Annotated in this window: 18 protein-coding genes and 1 tRNA gene; 12 read left to right on the forward strand and 7 right to left on the reverse strand. The window is 68.0% G+C overall.

The features are described from left to right. Positions 1-31 precede the first annotated feature (31 nt). Positions 32-166, reverse strand: a complete 135-nt coding sequence (locus tag ACIRHA_RS24475; protein ID WP_266720761.1) for an SPW_0924 family protein — start codon at positions 164-166, stop codon at positions 32-34. A 170-nt stretch (positions 167-336) separates the two neighbouring features. Beyond that, positions 337-2,061 carry a lytic transglycosylase domain-containing protein gene (locus ACIRHA_RS24480; protein WP_403849505.1) on the reverse strand — a complete coding sequence of 575 codons (1,725 nt, stop codon included), beginning with the start codon at positions 2,059-2,061 and terminating at the stop codon, positions 337-339. Positions 2,062-2,242: 181 nt separating this feature from the next. On the opposite strand from ACIRHA_RS24480, the gene ACIRHA_RS24485 reads away from it, so the two are divergent. After that, the gene (locus ACIRHA_RS24485; protein ID WP_403849507.1) at positions 2,243-3,067 is read left to right on the forward strand and encodes a DUF4184 family protein; all 825 of its coding nucleotides are present in this window, start codon (positions 2,243-2,245) and stop codon (positions 3,065-3,067) included. Between the two features lie 80 nt (positions 3,068-3,147). On the opposite strand, the gene polA is transcribed toward ACIRHA_RS24485, so the two are convergent. Then, complete coding sequence (polA, locus tag ACIRHA_RS24490) at positions 3,148-5,817, reverse strand: DNA polymerase I (RefSeq protein ID WP_403850139.1); 2,670 nt, start codon at positions 5,815-5,817, stop codon at positions 3,148-3,150. A gap of 258 nt (positions 5,818-6,075) precedes the next feature. Between polA and ACIRHA_RS24495 the strand changes: the two genes are divergently transcribed. After that, entirely contained in the window at positions 6,076-8,355 is a 2,280-nt protein-coding gene (locus ACIRHA_RS24495) for an FdhF/YdeP family oxidoreductase (RefSeq protein WP_403849509.1), read from the forward strand. Between the two features lie 76 nt (positions 8,356-8,431). After that, positions 8,432-8,902, forward strand: a complete 471-nt coding sequence (locus ACIRHA_RS24500; protein ID WP_403849512.1) for a hotdog fold thioesterase — start codon at positions 8,432-8,434, stop codon at positions 8,900-8,902. A gap of 18 nt (positions 8,903-8,920) precedes the next feature. Here ACIRHA_RS24500 and ACIRHA_RS24505 read toward each other — a convergent pair whose 3' ends face one another. After that, on the reverse strand, positions 8,921-10,849 hold the full coding sequence (locus tag ACIRHA_RS24505; RefSeq protein ID WP_403849514.1) for a Xaa-Pro dipeptidyl-peptidase: 1,929 nt from the start codon (positions 10,847-10,849) through the stop codon (positions 8,921-8,923). Between the two features lie 157 nt (positions 10,850-11,006). Between ACIRHA_RS24505 and ACIRHA_RS24510 the strand changes: the two genes are divergently transcribed. From ACIRHA_RS24510 to ACIRHA_RS24535, 6 genes are all read left to right on the forward strand, one after another. Further along, complete coding sequence (locus tag ACIRHA_RS24510; RefSeq protein WP_403849516.1) at positions 11,007-11,621, forward strand: hypothetical protein; 615 nt, start codon at positions 11,007-11,009, stop codon at positions 11,619-11,621. Between the two features lie 343 nt (positions 11,622-11,964). Continuing rightward, positions 11,965-13,203, forward strand: a complete 1,239-nt coding sequence (locus tag ACIRHA_RS24515) for a branched-chain amino acid ABC transporter substrate-binding protein (RefSeq protein WP_403849518.1) — start codon at positions 11,965-11,967, stop codon at positions 13,201-13,203. A gap of 117 nt (positions 13,204-13,320) precedes the next feature. Next, positions 13,321-14,250, forward strand: coding sequence for a branched-chain amino acid ABC transporter permease (locus tag ACIRHA_RS24520; RefSeq protein ID WP_403849520.1), 930 nt, complete (start codon positions 13,321-13,323; stop codon positions 14,248-14,250). Between the two features lie 5 nt (positions 14,251-14,255). Continuing rightward, positions 14,256-16,055, forward strand: coding sequence for a branched-chain amino acid ABC transporter permease (locus ACIRHA_RS24525; protein ID WP_403849523.1), 1,800 nt, complete (start codon positions 14,256-14,258; stop codon positions 16,053-16,055). A gap of 5 nt (positions 16,056-16,060) precedes the next feature. Further along, positions 16,061-16,900 (forward strand): ABC transporter ATP-binding protein, encoded by an 840-nt coding sequence (locus ACIRHA_RS24530; protein ID WP_403849526.1) that lies wholly within the window; start codon positions 16,061-16,063, stop codon positions 16,898-16,900. Continuing rightward, positions 16,897-17,613, forward strand: coding sequence for an ABC transporter ATP-binding protein (locus ACIRHA_RS24535; RefSeq protein WP_403849529.1), 717 nt, complete (start codon positions 16,897-16,899; stop codon positions 17,611-17,613). Before ACIRHA_RS24530 ends, ACIRHA_RS24535 begins: the two co-directional genes overlap by 4 nt. An 80-nt stretch (positions 17,614-17,693) precedes the next feature. Here ACIRHA_RS24535 and ACIRHA_RS24540 read toward each other — a convergent pair whose 3' ends face one another. Further along, on the reverse strand, positions 17,694-18,350 hold the full coding sequence (locus ACIRHA_RS24540; protein WP_266720737.1) for an ANTAR domain-containing response regulator: 657 nt from the start codon (positions 18,348-18,350) through the stop codon (positions 17,694-17,696). 109 nt (positions 18,351-18,459) lie between these two features. Here ACIRHA_RS24540 and ACIRHA_RS24545 point away from each other — a divergent pair. Together ACIRHA_RS24545 and ACIRHA_RS24550 are read left to right on the forward strand one after the other, a co-directional pair. Beyond that, a tRNA-Leu gene (locus ACIRHA_RS24545) sits at positions 18,460-18,532 on the forward strand. A 106-nt stretch (positions 18,533-18,638) separates the two neighbouring features. Continuing rightward, positions 18,639-19,424 carry a transcriptional regulator gene (locus ACIRHA_RS24550; RefSeq protein ID WP_403849531.1) on the forward strand — a complete coding sequence of 262 codons (786 nt, stop codon included), beginning with the start codon at positions 18,639-18,641 and terminating at the stop codon, positions 19,422-19,424. Positions 19,425-19,435: 11 nt separating this feature from the next. Here the strand turns inward: ACIRHA_RS24550 and pyk are convergent, their stop codons facing one another. Both pyk and ACIRHA_RS24560 read right to left on the reverse strand, forming a co-directional pair. After that, positions 19,436-20,872, reverse strand: a complete 1,437-nt coding sequence (gene pyk, locus ACIRHA_RS24555) for a pyruvate kinase (RefSeq protein ID WP_403849534.1) — start codon at positions 20,870-20,872, stop codon at positions 19,436-19,438. A 144-nt stretch (positions 20,873-21,016) separates the two neighbouring features. After that, a complete protein-coding gene (locus ACIRHA_RS24560) occupies positions 21,017-21,712 on the reverse strand; it encodes an SIMPL domain-containing protein (RefSeq protein WP_403849536.1) in 696 nt (231 codons plus the stop codon). 115 nt (positions 21,713-21,827) lie between these two features. Between ACIRHA_RS24560 and ACIRHA_RS24565 the strand changes: the two genes are divergently transcribed. Then, positions 21,828-23,633: a bifunctional metallophosphatase/5'-nucleotidase gene (locus ACIRHA_RS24565; RefSeq protein ID WP_403849538.1), complete on the forward strand. Its 1,806-nt coding sequence runs from the start codon at positions 21,828-21,830 to the stop codon at positions 23,631-23,633. Position 23,634: the final 1 nt, after the last annotated feature.

The raw sequence follows: 23,634 nt of genomic DNA on the forward strand, positions 1-23,634 counted from the left end.
CCCTCCTCAGCTACGGGCGTGACACGGGCTTTTACGGGTGTTTGGGCACTGAGTGCAGCAGCGGTTTCGGGGACGTCTCGCCCGGCGGGGCACCGACCGCGGTCATGGTGAGGACCAGGGCGAGCGCCGCGGCGAGACCGATGGCCGCGGCGACGAGAGCACGCATGTCCGACCTCCCTGCAGCCTTGCGGCACACGGAATCTGATGAGGCGTCAGGCCTCTGGGTCGGTGCACCGTAGCAACGCGGAGCGGGAATGAGAACACGTTGTACGGGACGTAGTTGAGCCCCCGACCACGTCCGGGTCGGGGGCTCAACTGCGCGGTGCGCGGGGCGTGTTACGAGGCGGCGGCCTCGGTCACCTTCAGCTCCACCGGGAGCGTCGCGCCGCCCGTCGTGGTGACGCGCAGCACGAACTCGCCGGTCGTGTCGTCCGCGTACAGCTTCGGCAGCGTGAAGTGTCCGTCCGCGTCGGCCTTCAGACCCTTGACGGAGCGGATCGTATTGCCGTCCGCGTCCTTGAAGTAGGGGCCCTTGCCCGCCTCGGTCGCGTCGTCCTTGGACTTGACGAGAGTCGCGGTCGCGCCGACGTTGCCGGCCGCGGCGCCCTTGTACGTGGCCGCCAGTTCGACGGCCTTGTCGAAGGTGCCGCCCGCCTCGCAGGTCAGCGCGTCGGTGCCGACCCGCTCCAGTTTGTCGGCGCGCGCGGTGACCGTCGCCGTGTGGTCGACGCCGGCCACGTTGCGGCCGACGACGGTGGCGCGGACCTTGAACTGGCCGGTCTTCTTCCCCGCCTTGACCGCGGGCGCGGTGGCCACGCCGGAGCTGTTCGTGGTGACGGTGGTACTGGTGATGCCGCCGGTGAACGTGGCGTCCGTGTCGCCGACGATCGCGAAGCGGATCTTCGCGGAGCCGACGGCGGAGCCCGCCGCGTTCTTCGCCTTCACCTTGACCCGCTCGCTGAAGGAGTCGTCCTGCAGGGCGGCGAGGCTGCCGGTGCCCGCGTCGGAGAGCTTGGTGACGGACTCGGTGGGCGTGGGGGTGGGCGTGGGGCTCGTGGTGGGCGGCGAGGTGGTGCCGCCTCCACCGGGGCTGGTCGAACCGCCGCCGCCGGACGGGGTCTTGGGCGGGTTCTTGGACGGGTTCTTGGACGGCGGCTTCGTGGTCGGCGAGTCCGACGGGCCCGCGGAGTTCCGGTTCCGGTCGGTGGGGCTCGGCGACGGGCTCGCGCCGCCGCCCGTGCCGCCGCCGCTCGGGTGCTTGGGCAGCACACCGGTGCCGTCGGGGACCGAGTGGGAGCTCTTGCGGTAGTGCTCGAGCCACTTCAGGACGGTAGCGAGGTAGTCCGAGGAGTTGTTGTAGCTGAGGATCGCCTTGTTGAGGTCCGCGGCGTTCGACAGATCGCGGTCGGCGCGGCACAGGTAGTGGCCCGCGGCGAGGGCGGCGTCGTAGACGTTGTTCGGGTCCTTCTTGCCGTCGCCGTTGCCGTCGCGGCCCGCCCACTCCCAGGTGGAGGGGATGAACTGCATGGGGCCCACGGCACGGTCGTGGACCGTGTCGCCGTCGTAGGAGCCGCCGTCGGTGTCGGTGATCTTCGCGAAGCCGTTGCCGTCCAGGGGCGGGCCCTTGATCGCGTTGATCGTCGTACCGTCCGCGTCGACGTCGCCGCCGTTGGCCTGCCCCGACTCGACCTTGCCGATCGCGGCGAGCAGCTGCCAGTCCAGATTGCAGCCGGGCTTGGTGGTGCCTATCTCGGCGGCGGCCTTCTTGTACGCGTCGAGGACGGTCGCGGGTATGCCGGAGTCGTCGCCGCTCTTCCCGCCCGTGCCGGGCGAGGTGCCGTCGGTGGGGCTGTCCAGCGGCGGCAGGTCGGTGTAGTAGTCCGGGCCCGACGCCGTGTCCGGCGGATTGTCGTCGGAGCGGTCCGCCGCGGAATTGCCGCCGTCCGTGCGCGAAGGGCTCACGCCGGGTGCCTGGGACGCCGACAGGGCCGCCACCGCCGCGGCGGCGACCGCGGCCGTCATGACTCCTCTGCGCAGTCGCCTGCCGAATACCGCCGCCATGCCGCGAGCCCTCCCCTTGTCGCCTGTACCGACCCGCCACGCTCCCCCAGCGCGCGGATCCCGCCGACCCTACGACAACTTCCGCCGCACAGACACCCGTTCGCGCCCGGTATTGAACGATTGCGCCACTACGGATGCCGTACGCTTCCACGCTCGCACGTACGGGACAACAGGGGGACACGTGCCGTTCACCATCAGCCATGCCGCGGCCGTGCTGCCCTTCGTCCGGCGGGACGGGTCGGGGCGCGGGCCGCTCGTTCCCGCACTGCTCGTCGCCGGGTCGTTCGCGCCCGATCTCACGTACTACGCGGCGGGGGCGGTGCCGGGGGCCATGGAATTCGGCGCGTTCACGCACTCGTTCACGGGCGTGTTCACCGTGGACGTGGTGCTCGCGCTCGCCGTGGTGGCCCTGTGGCGGCTGATCCGGGAGCCGGTGCTCGGGCTCGTACCGGGGCGGCTGCGGGGGCGTCTGGGGGCCGTGGTGCGGCCACGGCCCCGTACCGGATGGTGGCCGCTGTGGTGGTACGTCTCCGCGTCGCTCGGCGCCACGACCCACGTGGTGTGGGACGCCTTCACGCACCCGGGGCGCTGGGGGTTGCGCCTCTTCCCCGTCCTCGCCGAGACGTTCGCCGGCTTCCCGCTCTACTGGTACGTCCAGTACGCAGGCTCGGCCGCCGCGCTCATCGTGCTCGCCGCGTTCGCGTGGTGGGCGGTACGGGGCGCGGAGCCCGCCCCGCCGTCGCCGCCCGCAGGGAACCGGTGGCTCGCGTGGACCTTGATCGCGGGCTGCGCGTGCGCGGCCGGCACCCTCCGGGTCGCACGCTGGCTCTCGTACGTGAACGGGGCGGATCTCACGTGGCAGCCGTGGGAGCTCGTCCCGACACTGTGCTTCGGCGCAGGCGCGGGCATCGCGCTGGGCGTGGTGCTGTACGCGCTGGTGACCCGCACCCGGGCCGCTCAGTCCCCACCGGCGAGTGCGGCCATATCAAGCCCTTCCGGCGATTGAGGAGCGGGGCCCGGGGCAGAGCCCCGCGACGTAGGCCCGGTGCGGGCCGCGACAACGCAACCCGCACCGACCGCCGGAGGCTAATGCGCCGCAGACTCCCAGTCCGCACCAAGCCCCACCGACACATCCAACGGCGCGCGGAGCGTCACCGCACCAGCCATCTCACGGCGAACCAACTCCTCCGCCGCGGCAGCCTCCCCAGACGCGATCTCCAGCACAACTTCATCGTGCACCTGGAGCAACATCCGCGACCGGAGCCCAGCCTCCGTAAGCGCCTTGTCGACGTTCAGCATCGCGATCTTCACGATGTCGGCTGCGGTGCCCTGGATCGGCGCGTTGAGAGCCATCCGCTCGGCCATCTCACGCCGCTGCCGGTTGTCCGAGTTCAGGTCGGGCAGATAGCGGCGCCGCCCCAGCATCGTCTCCGTGTACCCGGTGGCACGCGCCTCGTCGACGGCCCGCCGAAGGTAGTCCCGCACCCCGCCGAACCGCTCGAAGTACGTGTCCATGAGGCCGCGCGCCTCGCCCGGGTCGATGCCCAGCTGGCCGGAGAGGCCGAAGGCGGAGAGGCCGTACGCGAGCCCGTACGACATCGCCTTGATCTTGCGGCGCATCTCCGCGTCGACCGCGTCCCGCTCCACGCCGAAGACCTGCGAGGCCACCGTGGTGTGCAGGTCCTCGCCGGAGTTGAACGCCTCCAGAAGGCCCTCGTCCTCCGAAAGGTGCGCCATGACGCGCAGTTCGATCTGGCTGTAGTCGGCCGTCATCAGCGACTCGTAGCCGTCACCCACCACGAATCCGCGCCGAATGGCGCGACCCTCATCGGTGCGGACCGGAATGTTCTGGAGGTTCGGGTCCGTGGACGACAACCGGCCCGTCGCCGCCACCGTCTGGTTGAACGTGGTGTGGATGCGGCCGTCCGCCGCGATCGTCTTGATCAGGCCCTCGACGGTGACGCGGAGCTTGGCCTGCTCACGGTGGCGCAGCATGATCACGGGGAGTTCGTGGTCGGTCTGCGTGGCCAGCCAGGCGAGCGCGTCGGCGTCCGTCGTGTAACCGGTCTTGGTCTTCTTCGTCTTCGGGAGGTCGAGCTTGTTGAAGAAGACTTCCTGGAGCTGCTTCGGGGAGCCGAGGTTGAACTCCTCGCCCACGGAGGCGTGCGCCTCCTTCACCGCCTGCTGCACGGCGCCCGCGAACATCTGCTCCATCGACTCCAGGTGCGCGCGGTCGGCGGCGATGCCGTGCCGCTCCAGGCGGGCGAGGAGCGTGGACGTGGGCAGCTCGATGTCGGTGAGCAGATCGGCCGCGCCGACCTCCTTCAGACGCGTACCGAAGGCCTCGCCGAGGTCGAGGATCGCGCGGGCCTGCACCATGAGCGCGTCGGCCTCGGCCTGGTCGTCCTCGTCGGTACCGAACGCGAGTTGACCGTCGGCCGCGCCGGCCGGGGCCAGCTCGCGACCGAGGTACTCCAGGGACAGGGCGTCGAGCGCGAAGGAGCGGCGGCCCGGCTTGACCAGGTACGCGGCGAGCGCCGTGTCCATGGTGATGCCCTCGACACTCCAGCCGTGCTCGGCGAAGACCCGCATCACGCTCTTCGCGTTGTGCAGCACCTTCGGCTTCTTCACGTCGGCGAGCCAGGCGGCGAACGCCTTCTCATCGGCCTCGTCCAGCGTCGACGGGTCGAACCAGGCGGCCTCTCCCCCGGCGGCGGCCAGCGCGACCTCGGTGACCGAGCCCGTACCGAGCGACCAGGTGTCCACGGACGCCAGGCCCAGGACCGCCTTGCCGTGCTCGGCCAGCCACGGCGCGACCTCGCCCGTCGCCAGCACCGTGCCGTCAAGCTCGACGCCCGGCTCGGCCGGGGTCTCCTCGGCCTCCTCCGCCCCCGGGTCGACGGCGAACAGGCGCTCGCGCAGCGACGGGTTACGGATCTCCAGCGTGTCCAGGATCATCGCGATCGACGTACGGTCGTACGCCTCGCGCTCCAGGTCGGTGACCGTCTTCGGCAGCTCGACGTCACGCACCATCTCGGTGAGCCGCCGGTTCAGCTTCACGGCCTCGATGTGGTCCCGGAAGTTCTGCCCCGCCTTGCCCTTGACCTCCTCGGCGCGCTCGACCAACTCGGCGAACGAACCGAACTGGTTGATCCACTTCGCGGCCGTCTTCTCACCGACCCCGGGGATGCCCGGCAGGTTGTCCGACGGGTCGCCGCGCAGCGCCGCGAAGTCCGGGTACTGGGCCGGTGTGAGCCCGTACTTCTCCTCGACCTTCTCCGGCGTGAAGCGGGTGAGCTCGGAGACGCCCTTGGTGGGGTACAGCACCGTCACGTTCTCCGAGACCAGCTGGAACGAGTCCCGGTCGCCGGTGACGATGAGGACCTCGAAGCCCGCGGCCTCGGCCTGCGTGGCGAGCGTGGCGATGACGTCGTCGGCCTCGAAGCCGTCCACCGCGAAGCGCGGCGTGTGCATCGCGTCGAGCAGCTCGCCGATCAGCTCGACCTGCCCCTTGAACTCGTCCGGCGTCTTCGAGCGGTTCGCCTTGTACTCGGTGAACTCCTCGGAGCGCCACGTCTTGCGCGACACGTCGAACGCCACCGCGAAGTGCGTCGGCTCCTCGTCGCGCAGCGTGTTCGCCAGCATCGACGCGAAACCGTAGATCGCGTTCGTCGGCTGCCCCGTGGCCGTCGTGAAATTCTCCGCCGGCAGCGCGAAGAACGCCCGGTACGCCAGCGAGTGCCCGTCCATGAGCATCAGGCGGGGGCGCCCGCCCGAGCTGCTGTCTGCTGCCTTCGCCACCGGATCCACCGTCTTCTGCCTCGTCTTTGGCGTACTCGCTGCTGCTTTCTCTGCCACGCCCACGATCCTGCCACGCCCCACTGACAGCGCGGCCCACCCCGGACCGGCACGGGCGTTGTCATACCCCCGTGCGAAGATCGGAGACGTAGCTCACAGCACCGAAACAGCACGGCGTCGCAGCATCGCAGGACCTGCTCAAAGGGGAGCCGAACCATGGCAAGCAAGCCGCCCGCATCCGACCCGGTACAGGACGCGCCGCAGGTAGCGGCGCCGCAGCACCATGCCGCCGGGCTCCCCGCCGTGAAGCACTCGCTCAAGATGGCCCGCGAGCAGATGGGCGTGAAGCGGACCGCGCTGACGCTGCTGCGCGTCAACCAGAAGGACGGCTTCGACTGCCCGGGGTGCGCCTGGCCCGAGCCGGAGCACCGGCACGCGGCGGAATTCTGTGAGAACGGGGCGAAGGCGGTCGCCGAGGAGGCCACCCTGCGCCGGGTGACCCCGGAGTTCTTCGCCGCGCACCCGGTCACCGACCTCGCGACGCGCTCCGGGTACTGGCTTGGCCAGCAGGGCCGGCTCACCCACCCCATGTTCTTGGACGAGGGCGGCAGCCACTACGAGCCCGTCACGTGGGAGCGTGCCTTCGATCTGATCGCGGACGAGCTGACCGCGCTCGACTCGCCCGACGAGGCCGTCTTCTACACATCGGGCCGCACCAGCAACGAGGCGGCGTTCCTCTACCAGCTGTTCGCCCGCGAGTTCGGCACGAACAATCTGCCCGACTGTTCGAACATGTGCCACGAGTCGTCCGGCTCCGCGCTCACGGAGACGATCGGCGTCGGCAAGGGCAGCGTCCTCCTGGAGGACCTCTACAAGTCGGATCTGATCATCGTCGCCGGGCAGAACCCGGGCACGAACCATCCGCGGATGCTCTCCGCCCTGGAGAAGGCGAAGGCGGGCGGCGCGAAGATCATCTCCATCAACCCGCTGCCGGAGGCGGGCCTGGAGAAGTTCAAGAACCCGCAGACCCCGAAGGGCCTCACCAAGGGCGCCGCACTCAACGACCTGTTCCTGCAGATCCGGCTCGGCGGCGACCAGGCCCTCTTCCGCCTCCTCAACAAGCTGATCCTCGGTACAGAGGACGCCACCGACGACGCCTTCATCGCCGAGCACACCCACGGCTACGAGGAGTTCACCGAGGCCGCCCGCGCCGCCGACTGGGACGAGACCCTCGCGGCGACCGGCCTGTCCCGCGCCGACATCGAGCGCACCCTGGAAATGGTCCTCGCCTCCAAGCGCACCGTCGTGTGCTGGGCCATGGGCCTCACCCAGCACAAGCACTCCGTGCCGACGATCCGCGAAGTGGTCAACTTCCTGCTGCTGCGCGGCAACATCGGACGGCCCGGAGCCGGCGTGTGCCCCGTGCGCGGCCACTCCAACGTGCAGGGCGACCGCACCATGGGCATCTTCGAGCGCCCCGCCCCCGCGTTTCTCGACGCCCTGGAGAAGGAGTTCGGCTTCGCCCCGCCGCGCGAGCACGGCTTCGACGTCGTGCGCGCCATCCGCGCCCTGCGCGACGGGCAGGCCAAGGTCTTCTTCGCCATGGGCGGCAACTTCGTGGCGGCGTCCCCCGACACCGACGTCACCGAGTCGGCGATGCGCCGCGCCCGCCTCACCGTGCACGTCTCCACGAAGCTGAACCGCTCGCACACCGTCACCGGCGCCCGCGCGCTGATCCTGCCCACACTCGGCCGCACGGAGCGCGATCTTCAGGGCAGCGGCGAGCAGTTCGTGACCGTCGAGGACTCCATGGGCATGGTGCACGCCTCCCGCGGCCGCCTGGACCCGGCGAGCCGGCACCTGCTGTCCGAGCCGGCCATCGTCGCCCGCCTCGCCCGCCGCGTCCTGGGCGCCGAATCGACCACGCCCTGGGAGGAGTTCGAGAAGGACTACGCGACGATCCGCGACCGCATCGGACACGTCATCCCCGGCTTCGAGGACTTCAACGCGCGCGTGGCCGACCCGAGCGGCTTCGCACTCCCGCACGCACCCCGCGACGAGCGCCGCTTCCCCACCGCCACCGGCAAGGCCAACTTCACGGCCGCTCCCGTCGAGTACCCGCGCGTACCCGAGGGCCGCCTCCTCCTCCAGACGCTGCGCTCGCACGACCAGTACAACACCACGATCTACGGCCTGGACGACCGCTACCGCGGCATCAAGAACGGCCGCCGCGTCGTCCTCGTCAACGCGGACGACGCACGCGACCTCGACCTCGCCGAGGGCTCCTACGTAGACCTCGTAAGCGAGTGGGAGGACGGCGTCGAGCGGCGCGCGCCCGGCTTCCGTGTCGTGCACTATCCGACGGCCCGCGGCTGCGCGGCCGCCTACTACCCGGAGACGAACGTGCTGGTGCCGCTGGACGCCACCGCGGACACCAGCAACACACCTGCCAGCAAGTCCGTCGTGGTCCGCCTGGAACAATCCAGGACCGACTGAGCGTTTGCTCAGCCACGTGGAAGCCTCACGCCACGTACACGACTCAAGCAAGACACCACGAACGGAGCCGGGCGCCATGGGCGAGCAGAACCACACGCAGTTCCCGCAAGAGGTCATCGACGAGTACGCGGCACTCGGCATCGACCTCGTCGCCCTGTTCTCCGCCGGACACCTCGGCACGCGCATGGGCATCGAGATGAAGGAGGCCTCGGCCGAGCGCGTCGTCGGCACCATGCCCGTCGAGGGCAACACCCAGCCCTACGGACTGCTGCACGGCGGCGCGTCCGCCGTCCTCGCCGAGACCCTCGGCTCCGTCGGCGCGATGCTGCACGGCGGCAGCGGCAAGATCGCCGTCGGCGTCGACCTGAACTGCACGCACCACCGCGGCGCCCGCTCCGGCCTCGTCACCGGCGTCGCCACACCACTGCACCGCGGCCGCTCCACGGCGACGTACGAGATCGTCATCACCGATGAGCAGGACAGACGGGTCTGCTCGGCCCGCCTGACCTGCATGCTCAAGGAAGTACCGGACGCGCCCACCGCATAGCGGAAGGCGGCACGGCGCCTACCGCTTGGATGTGGGCGCCACCGGCAGCGTCACCGAGCTGTCCCCGGCGCGCACGGTCATCCTCGTGCCCGCCGGATACCGCAGCGTGTAGTCGTAATCGGTGGAGATCAGGACGACGCCGAGCCGGTGCCCGGCCTTGAAGACGTAGTCCTCGGGCTGCATGTCCCACTTCAGCCGGTACTCGCGGCCCTCCACGACCTTGGACTGGTGCTCGTACGACGTCCGGTTCCTGGCATCCAGCCAGCCCCGCGTCACGATCTTGTAGTCGGCGGTCTCCGTGCGGTGCTTCGTGCGGTAGGCGCAGCCCGTCTCACCTGCGAGCCCCGGCACGCCCTCGCCGTAGCAGACCTGCTGCGAGGTGTCCGTGACCGTGCCCGACGTGGCCCGGGTGTCCCGCCCGTAGTCGACGAGCAGCGCCGTCACGTACGGCGACGTACCGGCCAGCGAAGCCCGGACATCGACCTCGGGCACACCATTGAGCCGGACGTCCCTGTCCAGCGCCCCCGTCGTGTACGCGAGCCGGTTCGGGTTCGCGTCGTCCGGCGACGTGACGAGCTTCTCCGCGGCGACCGTCCGGCCCGCGTCGGTCAGCGACTGCACGCGCCTGGGGCCCGCCTTGCTCCCCAGCGTGCCGTCGGCGCGCATCCGAAGCGTCGTCGAGCGCGTACCGGCGGCCGGCCAGTCGCTCTGCTGCTTCCAGCCGAAGTCGGCCTGCTCGACGTCGACCCGGGGCTCGGCGGTGACGCCGTTGTCGACGCCGTACAGATAGTGGTCGAACCAGTGGTGGACCTGGCTCAGCCACTCCTCCATGCGCAACGGCATCGGATTGGCGTGCCCGGCCTGGTGCAGCCACAGCTTCCGCGGCACATGGTTCTTCTTCAGCGCCTCCCACAACTGGCCGGCGTTCTTCGTCTTCACGTTCCAGTCGTTGAGGCCGTGCACGACGAACGTCGCCGCCTTGATCCGGCCGGCGTCCTTCAGATAGTCGCGCTCCTGCCAGTACGGCGACCAGTCACCGCTCACCCGGTCCTGATCACGCTCCAGCGCGTCGAGCACCGGCTTGCAGATCTCCCGGTCGGCCCGCGAGTACACATACCTGGCGAGCACGTCGGTGTCCTCGCCCTGGAACGTGCCGGGCGCCACGACACCGCCGTTCGCGCGGTAGTAGTCGTACCAGGAGGAGATCCCGGAGATCGGCACGATCGCCTTGAGGCCCTCGACTCCCGTACTGGCGACGGCGGTCGGCAGGGTGCCGTTGTACGAGATGCCCATCATGGCGGAGTCACCGGTCGACCAGTCGGCGCGGATCGGGTCGCCGTCGGTGTCCCAGCCCTTCGCCCGGCCGTTCAGCCAGTCGATCGCGGCCTTCGCGCCGAGCGTCTCATTGCGACCGCCCGAGGTCGGACAGCCGGTGGAGCCACCGGTACCGAGGCTGTCGACCTCGGCCACGGCATAACCGCGCGGCAGGAAGTAGTTGTCGTAGTACCCGCCGTACGCCACGGCAGGACCGGTCAACCCTGCCTTGTCCGGCGCCTGTTGGAATCGCTTGCCCGGCTCCGGAAGACCGTCCTCGTCCAGATCGACGACATGGTTCGGGACATCGTTGCCACCCGCCCAGTACGGACTCGCCTCGACGATCGTGGCGACCTTCAGGCCCGCCGTCTCCGTCTCCTTGGGCCGCAGAATCCGCATACGCACGGTGTCGCGCTTCCCGTCACCGTCACTGTCGGCCTCCGTCTGGACGTCGACCTTCTGCAACACGGCGTCCGCGCGCGAGAAGACGGGCTGCGTCTCACGATCCTCGATCTTCAACTCCGCCTGCCGTGCGGGGGGTTGCACGGCATACGCGGACGGGGCGGCCACCGCCGCCACCAGCGCACACACCAGGGCCAGGCCGAAACGTCTCTTACCGGTGGATCTCACCATCGGGCCTCCAAGGGCGCGTTCGGGGAGTTCACTCACGGGACGGGAGGTGACGTGAGGTATTCCACCGCGCCACGCGTCGTCCGGCCAGAGGGCTTCACCAACTCCACCGACCCGCAACGGCATTGGCGGACCCACACCCTCCGCCCTACCGTCGAGCATGACCGGCATCGGACCCGTCGAGCCGCACGAACCGGCCGCCGACAGCCACCCCCTCGCGCCGCACCCCAGCGACATCGTCGACGCCGACTCCCCGCGCCCGTACGAGCGTTGGAACGCGCTGCCCCCACGCAGACGACGCCTCCTCCTCGCCGCAATCGTCACCGCGACCGCCGCCGCGGCCACCCTCCTGCTCCCCCACCCCGAACGGCCCGCCCCCGCCCCACCCGACCCCTGGCCCGCCCAGGTCACCCACCTGAAGTACGAAGGGGCGCACGGCGAGACCTTCCGGTTCACCGTGCGCGTCGACCACGGAGGGCCCGTGACGATCCGCCAGATGAGGTCAGGCGACCCGCGATTGACGCTCACCCCCACGCCCCGCCCACCGATCGAGGCCACCCCTGACACTCGCCGCACCCTCACCGTACGAATCGACGTACGCGACTGCTCCGCCCTGCCCCGCGCCCTCGACATGGCCTACCTGGACCTCATACTGACCAACCGACGCGCCAGGGAACTCCACAGCTTCATCTTCGTCGACCGCTACCCGCACGACCTGCTCACCCTGCTGCGCGCCCGCTGCCGAGAACCCCGCGCCGAACTCACACACTGGTAACACTCGGTTACCTCTGCCGCAACGAAGCAATGCGAACGTCGCACCGCGTAGCCCTGTCGACGCTCACGGGGCGTACGCGACCGTATCGATCTTGAGAACACCCCGTTCCACTGCGGGACTTGAGGTGATCTTGGTCCGCCGCGCCCGAGCGGCACACCCCGGCATAACAAGAACGTCACAGCCTCTTCCGCACCCACGCCCCACCCCGCCACCTGCGCTTATAGTCACGGCCAGTCACCGCGCCGCCGGGCGCTCCACTTGCACGGCCCCTGTACCACTCCGTACGGCCCGGCGAGACACACGGCCCCTGGACCAGGGGACCGCGCCAGGGAGAGGAATGATCGTGCGACACCGTTCTTTGCTCATACTCACTTCCGTGCTCACCACCGGAGCACTCACGCTCACCGCCTGCGGTTCGCGCGACGACGACAAGAAGTCCAGCGGCGGAGACAACACCACCGTGGTCATCGGCGTCGACGCCCCGCTCAGCGGCGACCTCTCGGCCATCGGTATCGGCATCAAGAACTCCGTCGACCTGGCCGCGAAGACCGCCAACAAGAACAAAGAAGTCAACGGCGTCACCTTCAAGACCCAGCCGCTCGACGACGTCGCCAACCCCTCCACCGGCGGACAGAACGCCACCAAGCTCGTCGGCGAGGACGACGTCCTCGGCGTCGTCGGACCGCTGAACTCCAGCGTCGCCCAGTCGATGCAGAAGACCTTCGCCTCCGCCAACCTGGTCCAGGTCTCCCCCGCGAACACCGCACCCGAACTCACCCAGGGCGCCAAGTACGCGACCAAGAAGGCGCGCCAGTTCGACACATACTTCCGCACCGCGACCACCGACGCGCTGCAGGGCCCCTACGCCGCCCAATACGCCTACAACACCCTCAAGTTGAAGACGGTCTACTCCGTCGACGACAAGAAGACCTACGGAGCGGGCCTCGCCCGCACCTTCCGCCAGGAATTCACCAAGCTCGGCGGCAAGGTCATCACCACCGACCACATCAACCCCGACGACCGCGACTTCGGCGCCATCGCCACAAAGATCAAGAACTCCAAGGCCGACTTCGTCTACTACGGCGGCGAATACCCGGCCGGCGCGCCCCTGTCCAAGCAGATCAAGGACGCCGGAGCCAAGATCCCCGTCATCGGCGGCGACGCCCTCCAGAGCGCCGACTACACCAAGCTCGCGGGCAAGGCCGCCGAAGGCGACTTCGCCACCTCCGTCGGCGCCCCGCCCGCGAAGCTCGACACCGCCAAGAAGTTCATCGCCGACTACAAGGCCGCCGGCTACAACGAGCCCTACGAGACCTACGGCGCCCTCTCCTACGACGCCGCCTGGACCATCATCCAGGCCGTCAAGCAGGTCATGGCCGACAACGACGGCAAGCTTCCCAGCGACCCCAAGGAAGCCCGCAAGAAGATCAGCGAAGCCACCCAGAAGGTCTCCTTCAACGGCGTCACCGGCCAGGTCTCCTTCGACCAGTACGGCGACACCACCAACCGCACCCTCACCGTCTACCAGGTCAAGGGCGGCGAGCACACCCCGGTCAAGACCGGCGAGCTGGAAACGCAGTAACCAACAGGGAGCGCCCGGCACCCCGGACACTCCCCCAATGCCGCAGCAAGCGCGGGGGGCCCACCAACAGCCCCCCGCGCACCTGTACTTGACACCACCACCCACGGAGGCCCAGCGGTGCACGATCTGCCGCAACAGCTGGTCAACGGCCTGATCCTCGGAGCCCTGTACGGCCTCATAGCCGTCGGCTACACCATGGTCTACGGCATCATCCAGCTCATCAACTTCGCCCACGGCGAGATCTACATGATCGGCGGCTTCGGCGCCCTCACCATGTGGCTCTGGCTCCCCGGCGGAACATCCCTCACCGTCGCCCTGCCCCTCATGCTCCTGATGGGCATCGCCTGCTCCGTCCTCATCGCCGTCGGCGCGGAACGTTTCGCCTACCGGCCCCTCAGAAACGCCCCACGCCTCGCCCCGCTCATCACCGCCATCGGCCTCTCCATCGCCCTCCAGCAGGCAGTCTGGGCCTTCTACCCCGACGCCAAGGCCGACCGCACCTTCCCCCAGTTCGAGGGCGGCCCCATCGACCTCGGAGCCTTCACCCTCCAACGCGGCGACCTCTTCCTCATCATCGCCGCCCCCCTCTGCATGGCCGGCCTCGCCTACTTCGTCGCCAAGACCCGCACCGGCCGCGCCATGCAAGCCACCTCCCAAGACCCCGACACCGCCAAGCTCATGGGCATCAACACCGACCGCATCGTCGTCACCGCCTTCGCCATCGGCGGCGCCTTCGCAGCCGTCGCCGCCATGGCCTACGGCCTCAAATACGGCCAAGTCGGCTTCAAAATGGGCTTCATCGCCGGCCTCAAAGCCTTCACCGCCGCCGTACTCGGCGGCATCGGCAACATCTACGGCGCCATGATCGGCGGCCTCACCCTCGGCCTCGCCGAAGCCCTCGCCACCGCCTACATCGGGGACATCCCCGGCATGGAACTCTTCGGCGGCGGAGCCTGGAAGGACGTCTGGGCCTTCGCCCTCCTCATCCTCGTCCTCCTGCTGAGGCCCCAAGGCCTACTCGGCGAACGCGTCTCGGACAGGGCGTGACCACCATGACGACAACCACAGCCACAACCACAGCCGGCGCCAAGACCGCCGCCCTCCCGCTCCCCGAAAAGGCAGCCCGCTACGGCACCGCGGCAGGCGCCCTCCTCACCCTCGCCAGCACCTTCCTCGCCTGGACCTGGACAACCGAATTCCCCGGCGACCTCACCGTCACCGGCTACCCCGGCGGACTCCAAGTCCTCACCCTCGTCGGCGCACTCCTCACCCTGCTCCTCGCCCTCTCGGGACTCGGCACCCGCGGCCTCCAATGGCTCACCCCCGGCGGCACCACCGCCCCCACCCTCCTCCTCGCCCTCGGCACCCTCGGCACCACCGGCTACACCATGGGCGCCATCTCCGCGAAACTCGGCGGCACCGCCAACCTCGAACCCGGAGCCTGGATCGCGGGCATCGCAGCCCTCGCCACCACCCTCCTCGCCCTCGGCCTCCCCGCCGACACCCCCGACCCCGAAGCCACCAACCCCTGGACCCGCTTCCGGGCCGCCCTCAAAGCCCCACCCCCACGCCCCAGCACCATCAAGCTCCCCGCGTGGACCGAAATCCTCCTCATCGCCGTCGCCTTCGGCCTCGCCCTCTACGTCTTCACGTACGGCATCGACACCGAATACGGCGAACTCTTCGTCGGCTACCTCATCATCGTCGCCTTCGGCGCAGCAGGCCTCGCCAAAGCCGGCCTCCTCGCCCGCATCACCAGCCTCACCAACAAACACCGCAACATCAGCCTCACCGCCGCCTTCGTCGCCGCGGCCGCCTTCCCCTTCACCCAGACCAACGACACCTACACCAACGTCGCCGCCAACATCCTCGTCTTCGCCACCGTCGCCCTCGGCCTCAACGTCGTCGTCGGCCTCGCAGGACTCCTCGACCTCGGCTACGTAGCCTTCCTCGGCGTCGGCGCCTACGCCGCAGCCCTCGTCTCCGGCAGCCCCGACTCCACCATCGGCGTCCACTTCCCCTTCTGGGCAGCCGTACTCACCGGCGCAGCGGCCTCACTCGTCTTCGGCGTCGCCATCGGAGCCCCCACCCTCCGCCTCCGCGGCGACTACCTCGCCATCGTCACCCTCGGCTTCGGCGAAATCTTCCGCATCACCATGAACAACCTCGACGGCGACTCGGGACCCGACGTCACCAACGGCCCCAACGGCATCCCCAACATCCCCGACCTCAAAATCTTCGGCTTCGACCTCGGCGAAACCCACACCGTCCTCGGCGTCGACCTCGGCCGCTTCGCCAACTACTACCTGCTGATGCTCTTCTTCACGATCATCGTCGTGACCGTCTTCCGCCGCGCCAGCGCCAGCCGCATCGGCCGCGCCTGGGTCGCCATCCGCGAAGACGAAACAGCCGCCCGCGCCATGGGCATCAACGCCTTCCGCCTCAAACTCCTCGCCTTCGCCCTCGGCGCCTCCCTCGCAGGCATGGCCGGCAGCGTCCAGGCCCACGTCCAGTACTCGGTCACCCCCGACCAGTACAAATTCGTCGAGAACGCACCACCCAACTCCGCATTCCTGCTCGCCGCAGTCATCCTCGGCGGCATGGGAACAGTCAGCGGCCCCCTCATCGGCGCGGCCCTGCTCTACCTCATCCCCGCCAAACTCCAGTTCATCGGCGACTACCAACTCCTCCTCTTCGGCATCGCGTTGATCCTCCTCATGCGCTTCCGCCCCGAAGGCCTCGTCGCCGACAAACGCCGGCAACTCGAATTCCACGACACCGGCCAACTCGACGTCCCCGAACAAACAAGCCTCACCGGCGCCAGTACGGCACCCACCAAGGCCGGAGCGTGACCACCATGACCACAGTGCTCCAGGCAAGCGGCGTCACCATGCGCTTCGGCGGCCTCACCGCCGTACGAAACGTCGACCTCCACGTCGACCAAGGCGAAATCGTCGGCCTCATCGGCCCCAACGGCGCCGGAAAAACCACCTTCTTCAACTGCCTCACCGGCCTCTACGTCCCCACCGAAGGCAAAGTCTCCTACCAAGGCAACACCCTCCCGCCCCAGCCCCACCTCGTCACCCAGGCAGGCGTCGCCCGCACCTTCCAGAACATCCGCCTGTTCGCCAACATGACCGTCCTTGAAAATGTGCTGGTGGGTCGCCACACAAGGACCAAAGAAGGCCTGTGGTCAGCCCTCCTACGAGGCCCCGGCTTCCGCAAAGCCGAACGCGGCAGCGAAGAACGCGCCATGGAACTCCTCGACTTCATCGGCCTCTCCCACAAACGCGACCACCTCGCCCGCAACCTCCCCTACGGAGAACAGCGCAAGCTGGAAATCGCGAGGGCACTGGCGAGCGAACCCGGACTCCTGCTCCTCGACGAGCCGACAGCCGGCATGAACCCCCAAGAAACCCGCGCCACCGAAGAGTTGGTCGTCGCCATCCGCGACCAAGGCGTCGCCGTCCTCGTCATCGAGCACGACATGCGCTTCATCTTCAACCTCTGCGACCGAGTGGCCGTACTCGTACAGGGCGAGAAGCTGGTGGAGGGCACCAGCGAGGTGGTCCAGGGCGACGAACGCGTCATCGCCGCCTACCTCGGCACCCCCTTCGAAGGCGCCCCCGAAGACACCGCCATCGAAGAAGTCCAGGCCGCGGAGGCCCAGGCCGGCGGGGAAGGAAACGACCAGTGACCGCACTGCTCGAGGTCGAAGACCTCAAGGTCGCCTACGGCAAGATCGAAGCCGTCAAAGGCATCTCCTTCAGCGTGGAGGAGGGCCAGGTCGTCACCCTCATCGGCACCAACGGCGCCGGCAAGACGACCACGCTGCGAACGTTGTCGGGCTTGCTGAAGCCGTCCGCCGGCAAGATCACCTTCGGCGGGCAGCCACTGGCCTCCGTACCCGCGCACAAAATCGTCGCCATGGGGCTTGCCCACTCCCCCGAAGGCCGAAAGATCTTCCCCCGCCTCACCATCACCGAAAACCTGCAACTCGGCGCCTTCCTCCGACGCGACCAGACAGCCGTCGAAAAGGACATACAACGCGCATACGAGCTGTTCCCGATCCTCGGAGAGCGCAGGAAGCAGGCGGCGGGAACGCTGTCGGGCGGCGAACAGCAAATGCTCGCCATGGGACGGGCGTTGATGTCCCAGCCCAAGCTGTTGATGCTGGACGAGCCCTCCATGGGCCTCTCCCCGATCATGATGCAGAAGATCATGTCGACCATCAACGAACTCAAGGCCCAAGGCACGACGATCCTGCTCGTCGAACAGAACGCGCAGGCGGCACTGTCGCTCGCCGACCAGGGCCACGTCATGGAAGTCGGCTCCATCGTCCTCTCCGGCAGCGGCGAGGACCTCCTCCACGACGAATCCGTACGGAAGGCCTACCTCGGCGAGGACTGATCGCTTTGGCTTTACGTGGATGTGGCTGAGGCCCGCACCCCTGGACCGGGATGCGGGCCTCACACACGTAACGGGCGACGTCAGCCCTTCGACGCCTTCTTCTCCTCGGCGTCCTGAATGACCGCCTCAGCAACCTGCTGCATCGAAAGCCGACGATCCATCGACGTCTTCTGAATCCAACGGAACGCGGCGGGTTCGGTGAGCCCGTACTCCGTTTGCAGAACCGACTTCGCCCGGTCCACCAGCTTCCGCGTCTCAAGCCGCTGCGTAAGGTCCGCGACCTCGTTCTCCAGCGTCTTCAGCTCCGTGAAGCGCGACACGGCCATCTCGATGGCGGGCACCACATCGCTCTTGCTGAACGGCTTCACCAGGTACGCCATCGCGCCGGCGTCACGCGCCCGCTCGACCAGGTCGCGCTGCGAGAACGCGGTCAGCATCAGAACCGGGGCGATCGACTCACCGGCGATCTTCTCCGCCGCACTGATGCCGTCCATCTTCGGCATCTTCACGTCGAGGATCACCAGGTCGGGCTTGTGCTCACGGGCCAGCTCGACGGCCTGCTCACCGTCGCCGGCCTCGCCCACGACGGAGTAGCCCTCTTCCTCAAGCATTTCCTTGAGGTCGAGGCGGATCAGGGCCTCGTCCTCGGCGATGACGACACGGGTCGTCAGCGGCGGGACGTGCGACTTGTCGTCGTCGACGGCGTCTACGGGCTCGGGCGTCTCGGGGGCGGTCACGGGGGCGCTCCTTGGTTAAGCAGGGCGGGGGGTGCTGCTTACAAGAGCCTACCTAGCTGCGATATGGTGGTGCCACGGCGGGTGACCGTCAGCCTTCGTTTCGCAGGGAGCCCCGGTAGCCCAGCGGTAGAGGCGGTGGATTCAAAACCCATACAGCGTCGGTTCGAATCCGACTCGGGGCACTTTTCCTTGGAATCCAAGGTCATAAAAAGAAAGCGGATGTTCACGTTCCCGTGAACATCCGCTTTTTGCTGCGCGTCGCACACCGCGGGCACGCACAGTGACCACATGTACGACATGGGTACACGCAAGCAAGCGCTGGCGCTGGTGGCGCAGGGACGCAGCCTCAACTCCGTGAGCAAGGAAGTCGGCGTCTCTCGGGCCGCGATCCGCGAATGGCAGACCCGGATCGAACCGGCGCCGTGGATACAGGGCGGCCGAGCGACGCCGTGCGTCCGATGCGCCCCGACACCCAGCCCGCCGGCCGAGGCAGCGGCGTACAGCTACCTGCTGGGGCTCTACCTCGGCGACGGCTGCATCAGCGCCGGCGTGCGCTCGGGCTACTTCCTGCGCATCGCCTGCGCCAACGTCTATCCCGGCCTCATCCAGGCCTGCGCGGACGCCGTCGCGACACTCAACCCGAGCGGCAAGGTGTACCGCGTCCAGGCCGTTGGCTGCGTCTCGGTCGTCGGCTACAGCCAACACTGGCCCTGCCTTTTCCCTCAACACGGCCCCGGCAAGAAGCACGATCGCAAGATCACGCTCGCGCCCTGGCAGCGGGAGATCGTCGATGCCCACCCTTGGGAGTTCGTCCGAGGGCTCATCCACTCCGACGGATGCCGGATCACGAACTGGACCACACGCCTCGTCGGTGGTGAGCGGAAGCGCTATGAGTACCCGCGGTACTTCTTCACCAACAAGTCGGACTGCATCCGGGAGCTGTACACCGACACACTCGACCGGCTCGGCGTCACGTGGACGCACTGCACCCGCCACGGGAACCCGTACAACATCTCGGTCGCCCGTAAGCCGGACGTCGCCCTCATGGACGCCCACATCGGGCCCAAGTACTGACCCGCCCACCCCTACTTGGGGCTGTCGTCCTCGCCGATGTGGTGGATGCGGACCAGGTTCGTCGAGCCGGCGACGCCCGGAGGGGAGCCCGCCGTGATGACGACGATGTCGCCCTTCTTGCAGCGGCCGATCTTCAGGAGTTGTTCGTCGACCTGGGCGACCATCGCGTCGGTGGAGTCGACGTGCGGGCCCAGGAACGTCTCCACGCCCCACGTGAGGTTGAGCTGTGAGCGCGTCGCCGAGTCCGGGGTGAAGGCGAGGAGCGGGATCGGGGAGCGATACCTCGACAGGCGCCTGACCGTGTCGCCGGATTGCGTGAAGGCGACCAGGAATTTCGCGCCGAGGAAGTCGCCCATTTCGGCCGCCGCGCGGGCGACCGCGCCGCCCTGCGTGCGGGGCTTGTTGCGTTCGGTCAGGGGCGGGAGGCCCTTCGCGAGGATGTCTTCCTCGGCGGCTTCGACGATGCGGCCCATGACCTTGACCGTTTCGATGGCGTACTTGCCAACGCTGGTTTCGCCCGAGAGCATGACCGCGTCCGTGCCGTCGATCACCGCGTTGGCGACGTCGCTCGCTTCGGCCCTCGTCGGGCGCGAGTTCTCGATCATCGAGTCGAGCATTTGTGTTGCGACGATGACCGGCTTCGCGTTGCGCTTCGCCAGCTTGATGGCGCGCTTTTGGACGATCGGGACTTGCTCGAGGGGCATTTCGACGCCGAGGTCGCCGCGGGCGACCATGATGCCGTCGAATGCGGCGACGATGTCGTCGATGTTGTCGACGGCTTGGGGCTTTTCGACCTTGGCGATGACGGGGAGGCGGCGGCCTTCCTCGTTCATGATGCGGTGGACGTCTTCGATGTCGCGGCCGCTGCGGACGAAGGAGAGCGCGATGACGTCGGCGCCGGTGCGCAGGGCCCAGCGGAGGTCGGCTTCGTCCTTGTCGGAGAGGGCGGGGACGGAGACGGCGACGCCGGGGAGGTTGAGGCCCTTGTGGTCGGAGACCATGCCGCCTTCGATGACGCGGGTGCGGACGCGGGGTCCGTCGACTCCGGTGACTTCGAGGGTGACTTTGCCGTCGTCGACGAGGATGCGTTCGCCGGTGGTGACGTCTTCGGCGAGGCCGTCGTAGGTGGTGCCGCAGGTTTGGCGGTCGCCTTGGATGCCGGTTTCGACGGTGATGGTGAACTCGTCGCCGCGTTCGAGTAGTACGGGTCCTTCGCTGAATCGGCCGAGTCGGATCTTCGGGCCTTGAAGGTCGGCGAGGATTCCGACGCTGCGGCCGGTTTCGTCGGAGGCCTTCCTGACGTGCTGGTAGCGCTCCTCGTGTTCGGCGTAGGTGCCGTGGCTGAGGTTGAAGCGGGCTACGTCCATTCCGGCTTCGACGAGTGCTTTGATCTGCTCGTACGAGTCGGTGGCGGGGCCCAGGGTGCAGACGATCTTTGCTCGGCGCATGTTTCGAGCCTAAACCTTACCGACGGGTAGGGAATTGGTCGGTCATGACTACTCAACAACCTTTGTGTGAAGGGCTATTGACAAGGGTTGAATGTGGGCGGGCTGGTGCTCGGATGAGCGAATGCGGCGCCGGTCCGGTCTCGTTCAGAGGGTCGGTGGGTGCATCGTAAATCGGGCGTTGACCTCGGCTCGTACGCGCTGCCGCTGGGGTTCGAGGTCGAGTGCGGGGGCGGGTTCCGCTGCCTCTCCTGCGTAGGCGGCGGAGCGCATCATGGCGCGGGGCGGGGCGCCGGGTTGGAAGGTTTCGCCTGCGCCGATGTCGGCGATCTCGATGAGTGCGGCGAGGGTGGTGCCGAGGGCTTCAGCGTATTCGCGGGCGCGTTGGACGGCTTCGCGGACGGCTTGTTGCCGCGCTTGGGCGTGTACGGGTGAGGTGGGGCGCAGGGACCAGTAGGGGCCGTCGACGCTGGTGAGGTCGAGGTCGGCGAGGCGGGTGGTGAGTTCGCCGAGTGCGGTGAAGTCGGTGAGGTCGGCGGTGATGTGGACGCGGCCGTGGTAGGTGCGGATGCGTTCGCCGCGGCCGCGTTTGGTGAGTTCGGGGGTGATGGAGAGGGCGCCTGTGGCGGTTTTGTCGATGGCGTCTCCGTAGCTCTTGATGAGGTCGAGTACGTGGGTGTTGCGGCGGGTGAGGTCTTCGAGGGCGGTGCGGCGGTCGGTGCCGCGGGCGGCGACGGTGATGCCGATGCGGGCGAGTTCGGGTTCGGCTTCGATGTGGGCTTCGCCGCGGACCGCGATCCGCGGGGCTTCGGGGGTGGCGGTCTGGTGGTGGTCGTTGGCCATGCGCCCACCTTGTCATCATCGAAATGAAACCTCTTGAGGCTGTTGCGAGTTGGGGTGGGTGAGCAAGAATCTACGCGCGTCGCTTTGGCGCGTTCACGTAGACGAGGAGACCTCGATGTCGTTGGACCGTAGATCGTTTCTCGCCAGGTCGGCCGCCACGGGTGCGGGTGCGGCCCTGACCGGTGCCGTGGTGGCGCCGTCCGCGTCCGCGGCGGCGCCGGAGAAGCGGAAGAAGCGGAAGCGGTACGCGTTCACTGTCATGGGGACGACGGATCTGCACGGTCATGTCTTCAACTGGGACTACTTCAAGAATGCCGACTATGCGGATGCGGACGGCAATGCGCAGGGGCTGGCCCGTATCTCGACGCTGGTGGATCAGGTGCGGGAGGAGAAGGGGCGGGGGAACACCCTTCTCGTGGACGCCGGGGACACGATTCAGGGCACTCCGCTGACGTACTACTACGCGAAGGTGGATCCGATCACGGCGGCGGGTGGTCCGGTGCATCCGATGGCGCGGGCGATGAACGCGATCGGGTATGACGCGGTGGCGCTGGGAAATCACGAGTTCAACTACGGCATCGAGACGCTCAGGAAGTTCGAGTCGCAGTGTGATTTTCCGCTGTTGGGCGCGAATGCGGTGGATGCGAAGACGGAGCGGCCGGCGTTTCCTCCGTACTTCATGAAGCGGCTGCGCACCCCGCACGGCAAGGACGTGAAGGTGGCGGTTCTCGGACTGACCAATCCGGGGATCGCGATCTGGGACAAGGCGTATGTGCAGGGCGTGTTGAAGTTCCCGGGGCTTGAGGAGCAGGCGGCGAAGTGGGTGCCGAAGCTGCGGTCGATGGGGGCGGACGTGGTGATCGTGTCGGCGCATTCGGGGGCGTCGGGGCAGTCTTCGTACGGGGATCAGGTGCCGTATGTGGAGAACGCGGCGGCGAATGTCGCGAAGCAGGTGCCGGGGGTCGACGCGATTCTGGTGGGGCACGCGCATGTCGAGATCGAGCAGCAGTTGGTGACGAACGAGGAGACGGGGAAGACGGTTGTTCTGTCCGAACCGCTTTGCTATGCGGAGCGGTTGACGTTGTTCGACTTCGATCTCGTCTGGGAGAAGGGTCGTTGGGCTGTCGAGTCGGTGAAGGCGTCGCTGCGGAACACGAATGCGGTGGCGGACGATCCGGAGATCTCGAAGCTGCTCGGGGAGCAGCATGAAGCGGTGGTGGAGTACGTCAATCAGGTCGTGGGGACGGCGAAGCTGGCGTTGACGACGGTTGATGCCCGCTACAAGGATGCGCCGATCATCGATTTGATCAACAAGGTGCAGGCGGATGTGGTGGCGAAGGCGCTGGCGTCGTCGGAGTACGCGAAGCTGCCGGTGCTGTCGCAGGCTTCGCCGTTCTCGCGTACGTCGGAGATTCCGGCGGGTGATGTCACCATCCGGGATCTGTCGGGTCTGTATGTGTATGACAACACGTTGGTGGCGAAGTTGCTGACGGGTGCGCAGGTGCGGGCGTATCTGGAGTATTCGGCGGAGTATTTCGTGCGGACGGCGGCGGGTGCGGATGTCGACGTCAACAAGCTGACGAACGCGGGTAATCGGCCGGACTACAACTACGACTATGTGTCGGGGTTGACGTACGACATCGACATCGCGCAGGCGGCGGGTTCACGGATCAAGAACCTGAAGTTCGACGGCAAGGATCTGGATGATGCGGCGCAGTTCGTGTTCGCGGTGAACAACTATCGGGCGAACGGTGGTGGCGCGTTCCCGCATGTGGCGTCGGCGAAGGAGCTGTGGTCGGAGTCGACGGAGATCCGGACGCGGATCGCGGAGTGGGTGACGGCGAAGGGTGTCCTGGATCCGGCCGATTTCGCTTCGGTGGACTGGAAGTTGACGCGGGACGGGGCGCCGGTTTTTCCGTAGT

Origin of the sequence: Streptomyces sp. NPDC102360 (assembly GCF_044766085.1) — a bacterium.
In the GTDB taxonomy this organism is placed as follows: Bacteria; Actinomycetota; Actinomycetes; order Streptomycetales; family Streptomycetaceae; genus Streptomyces.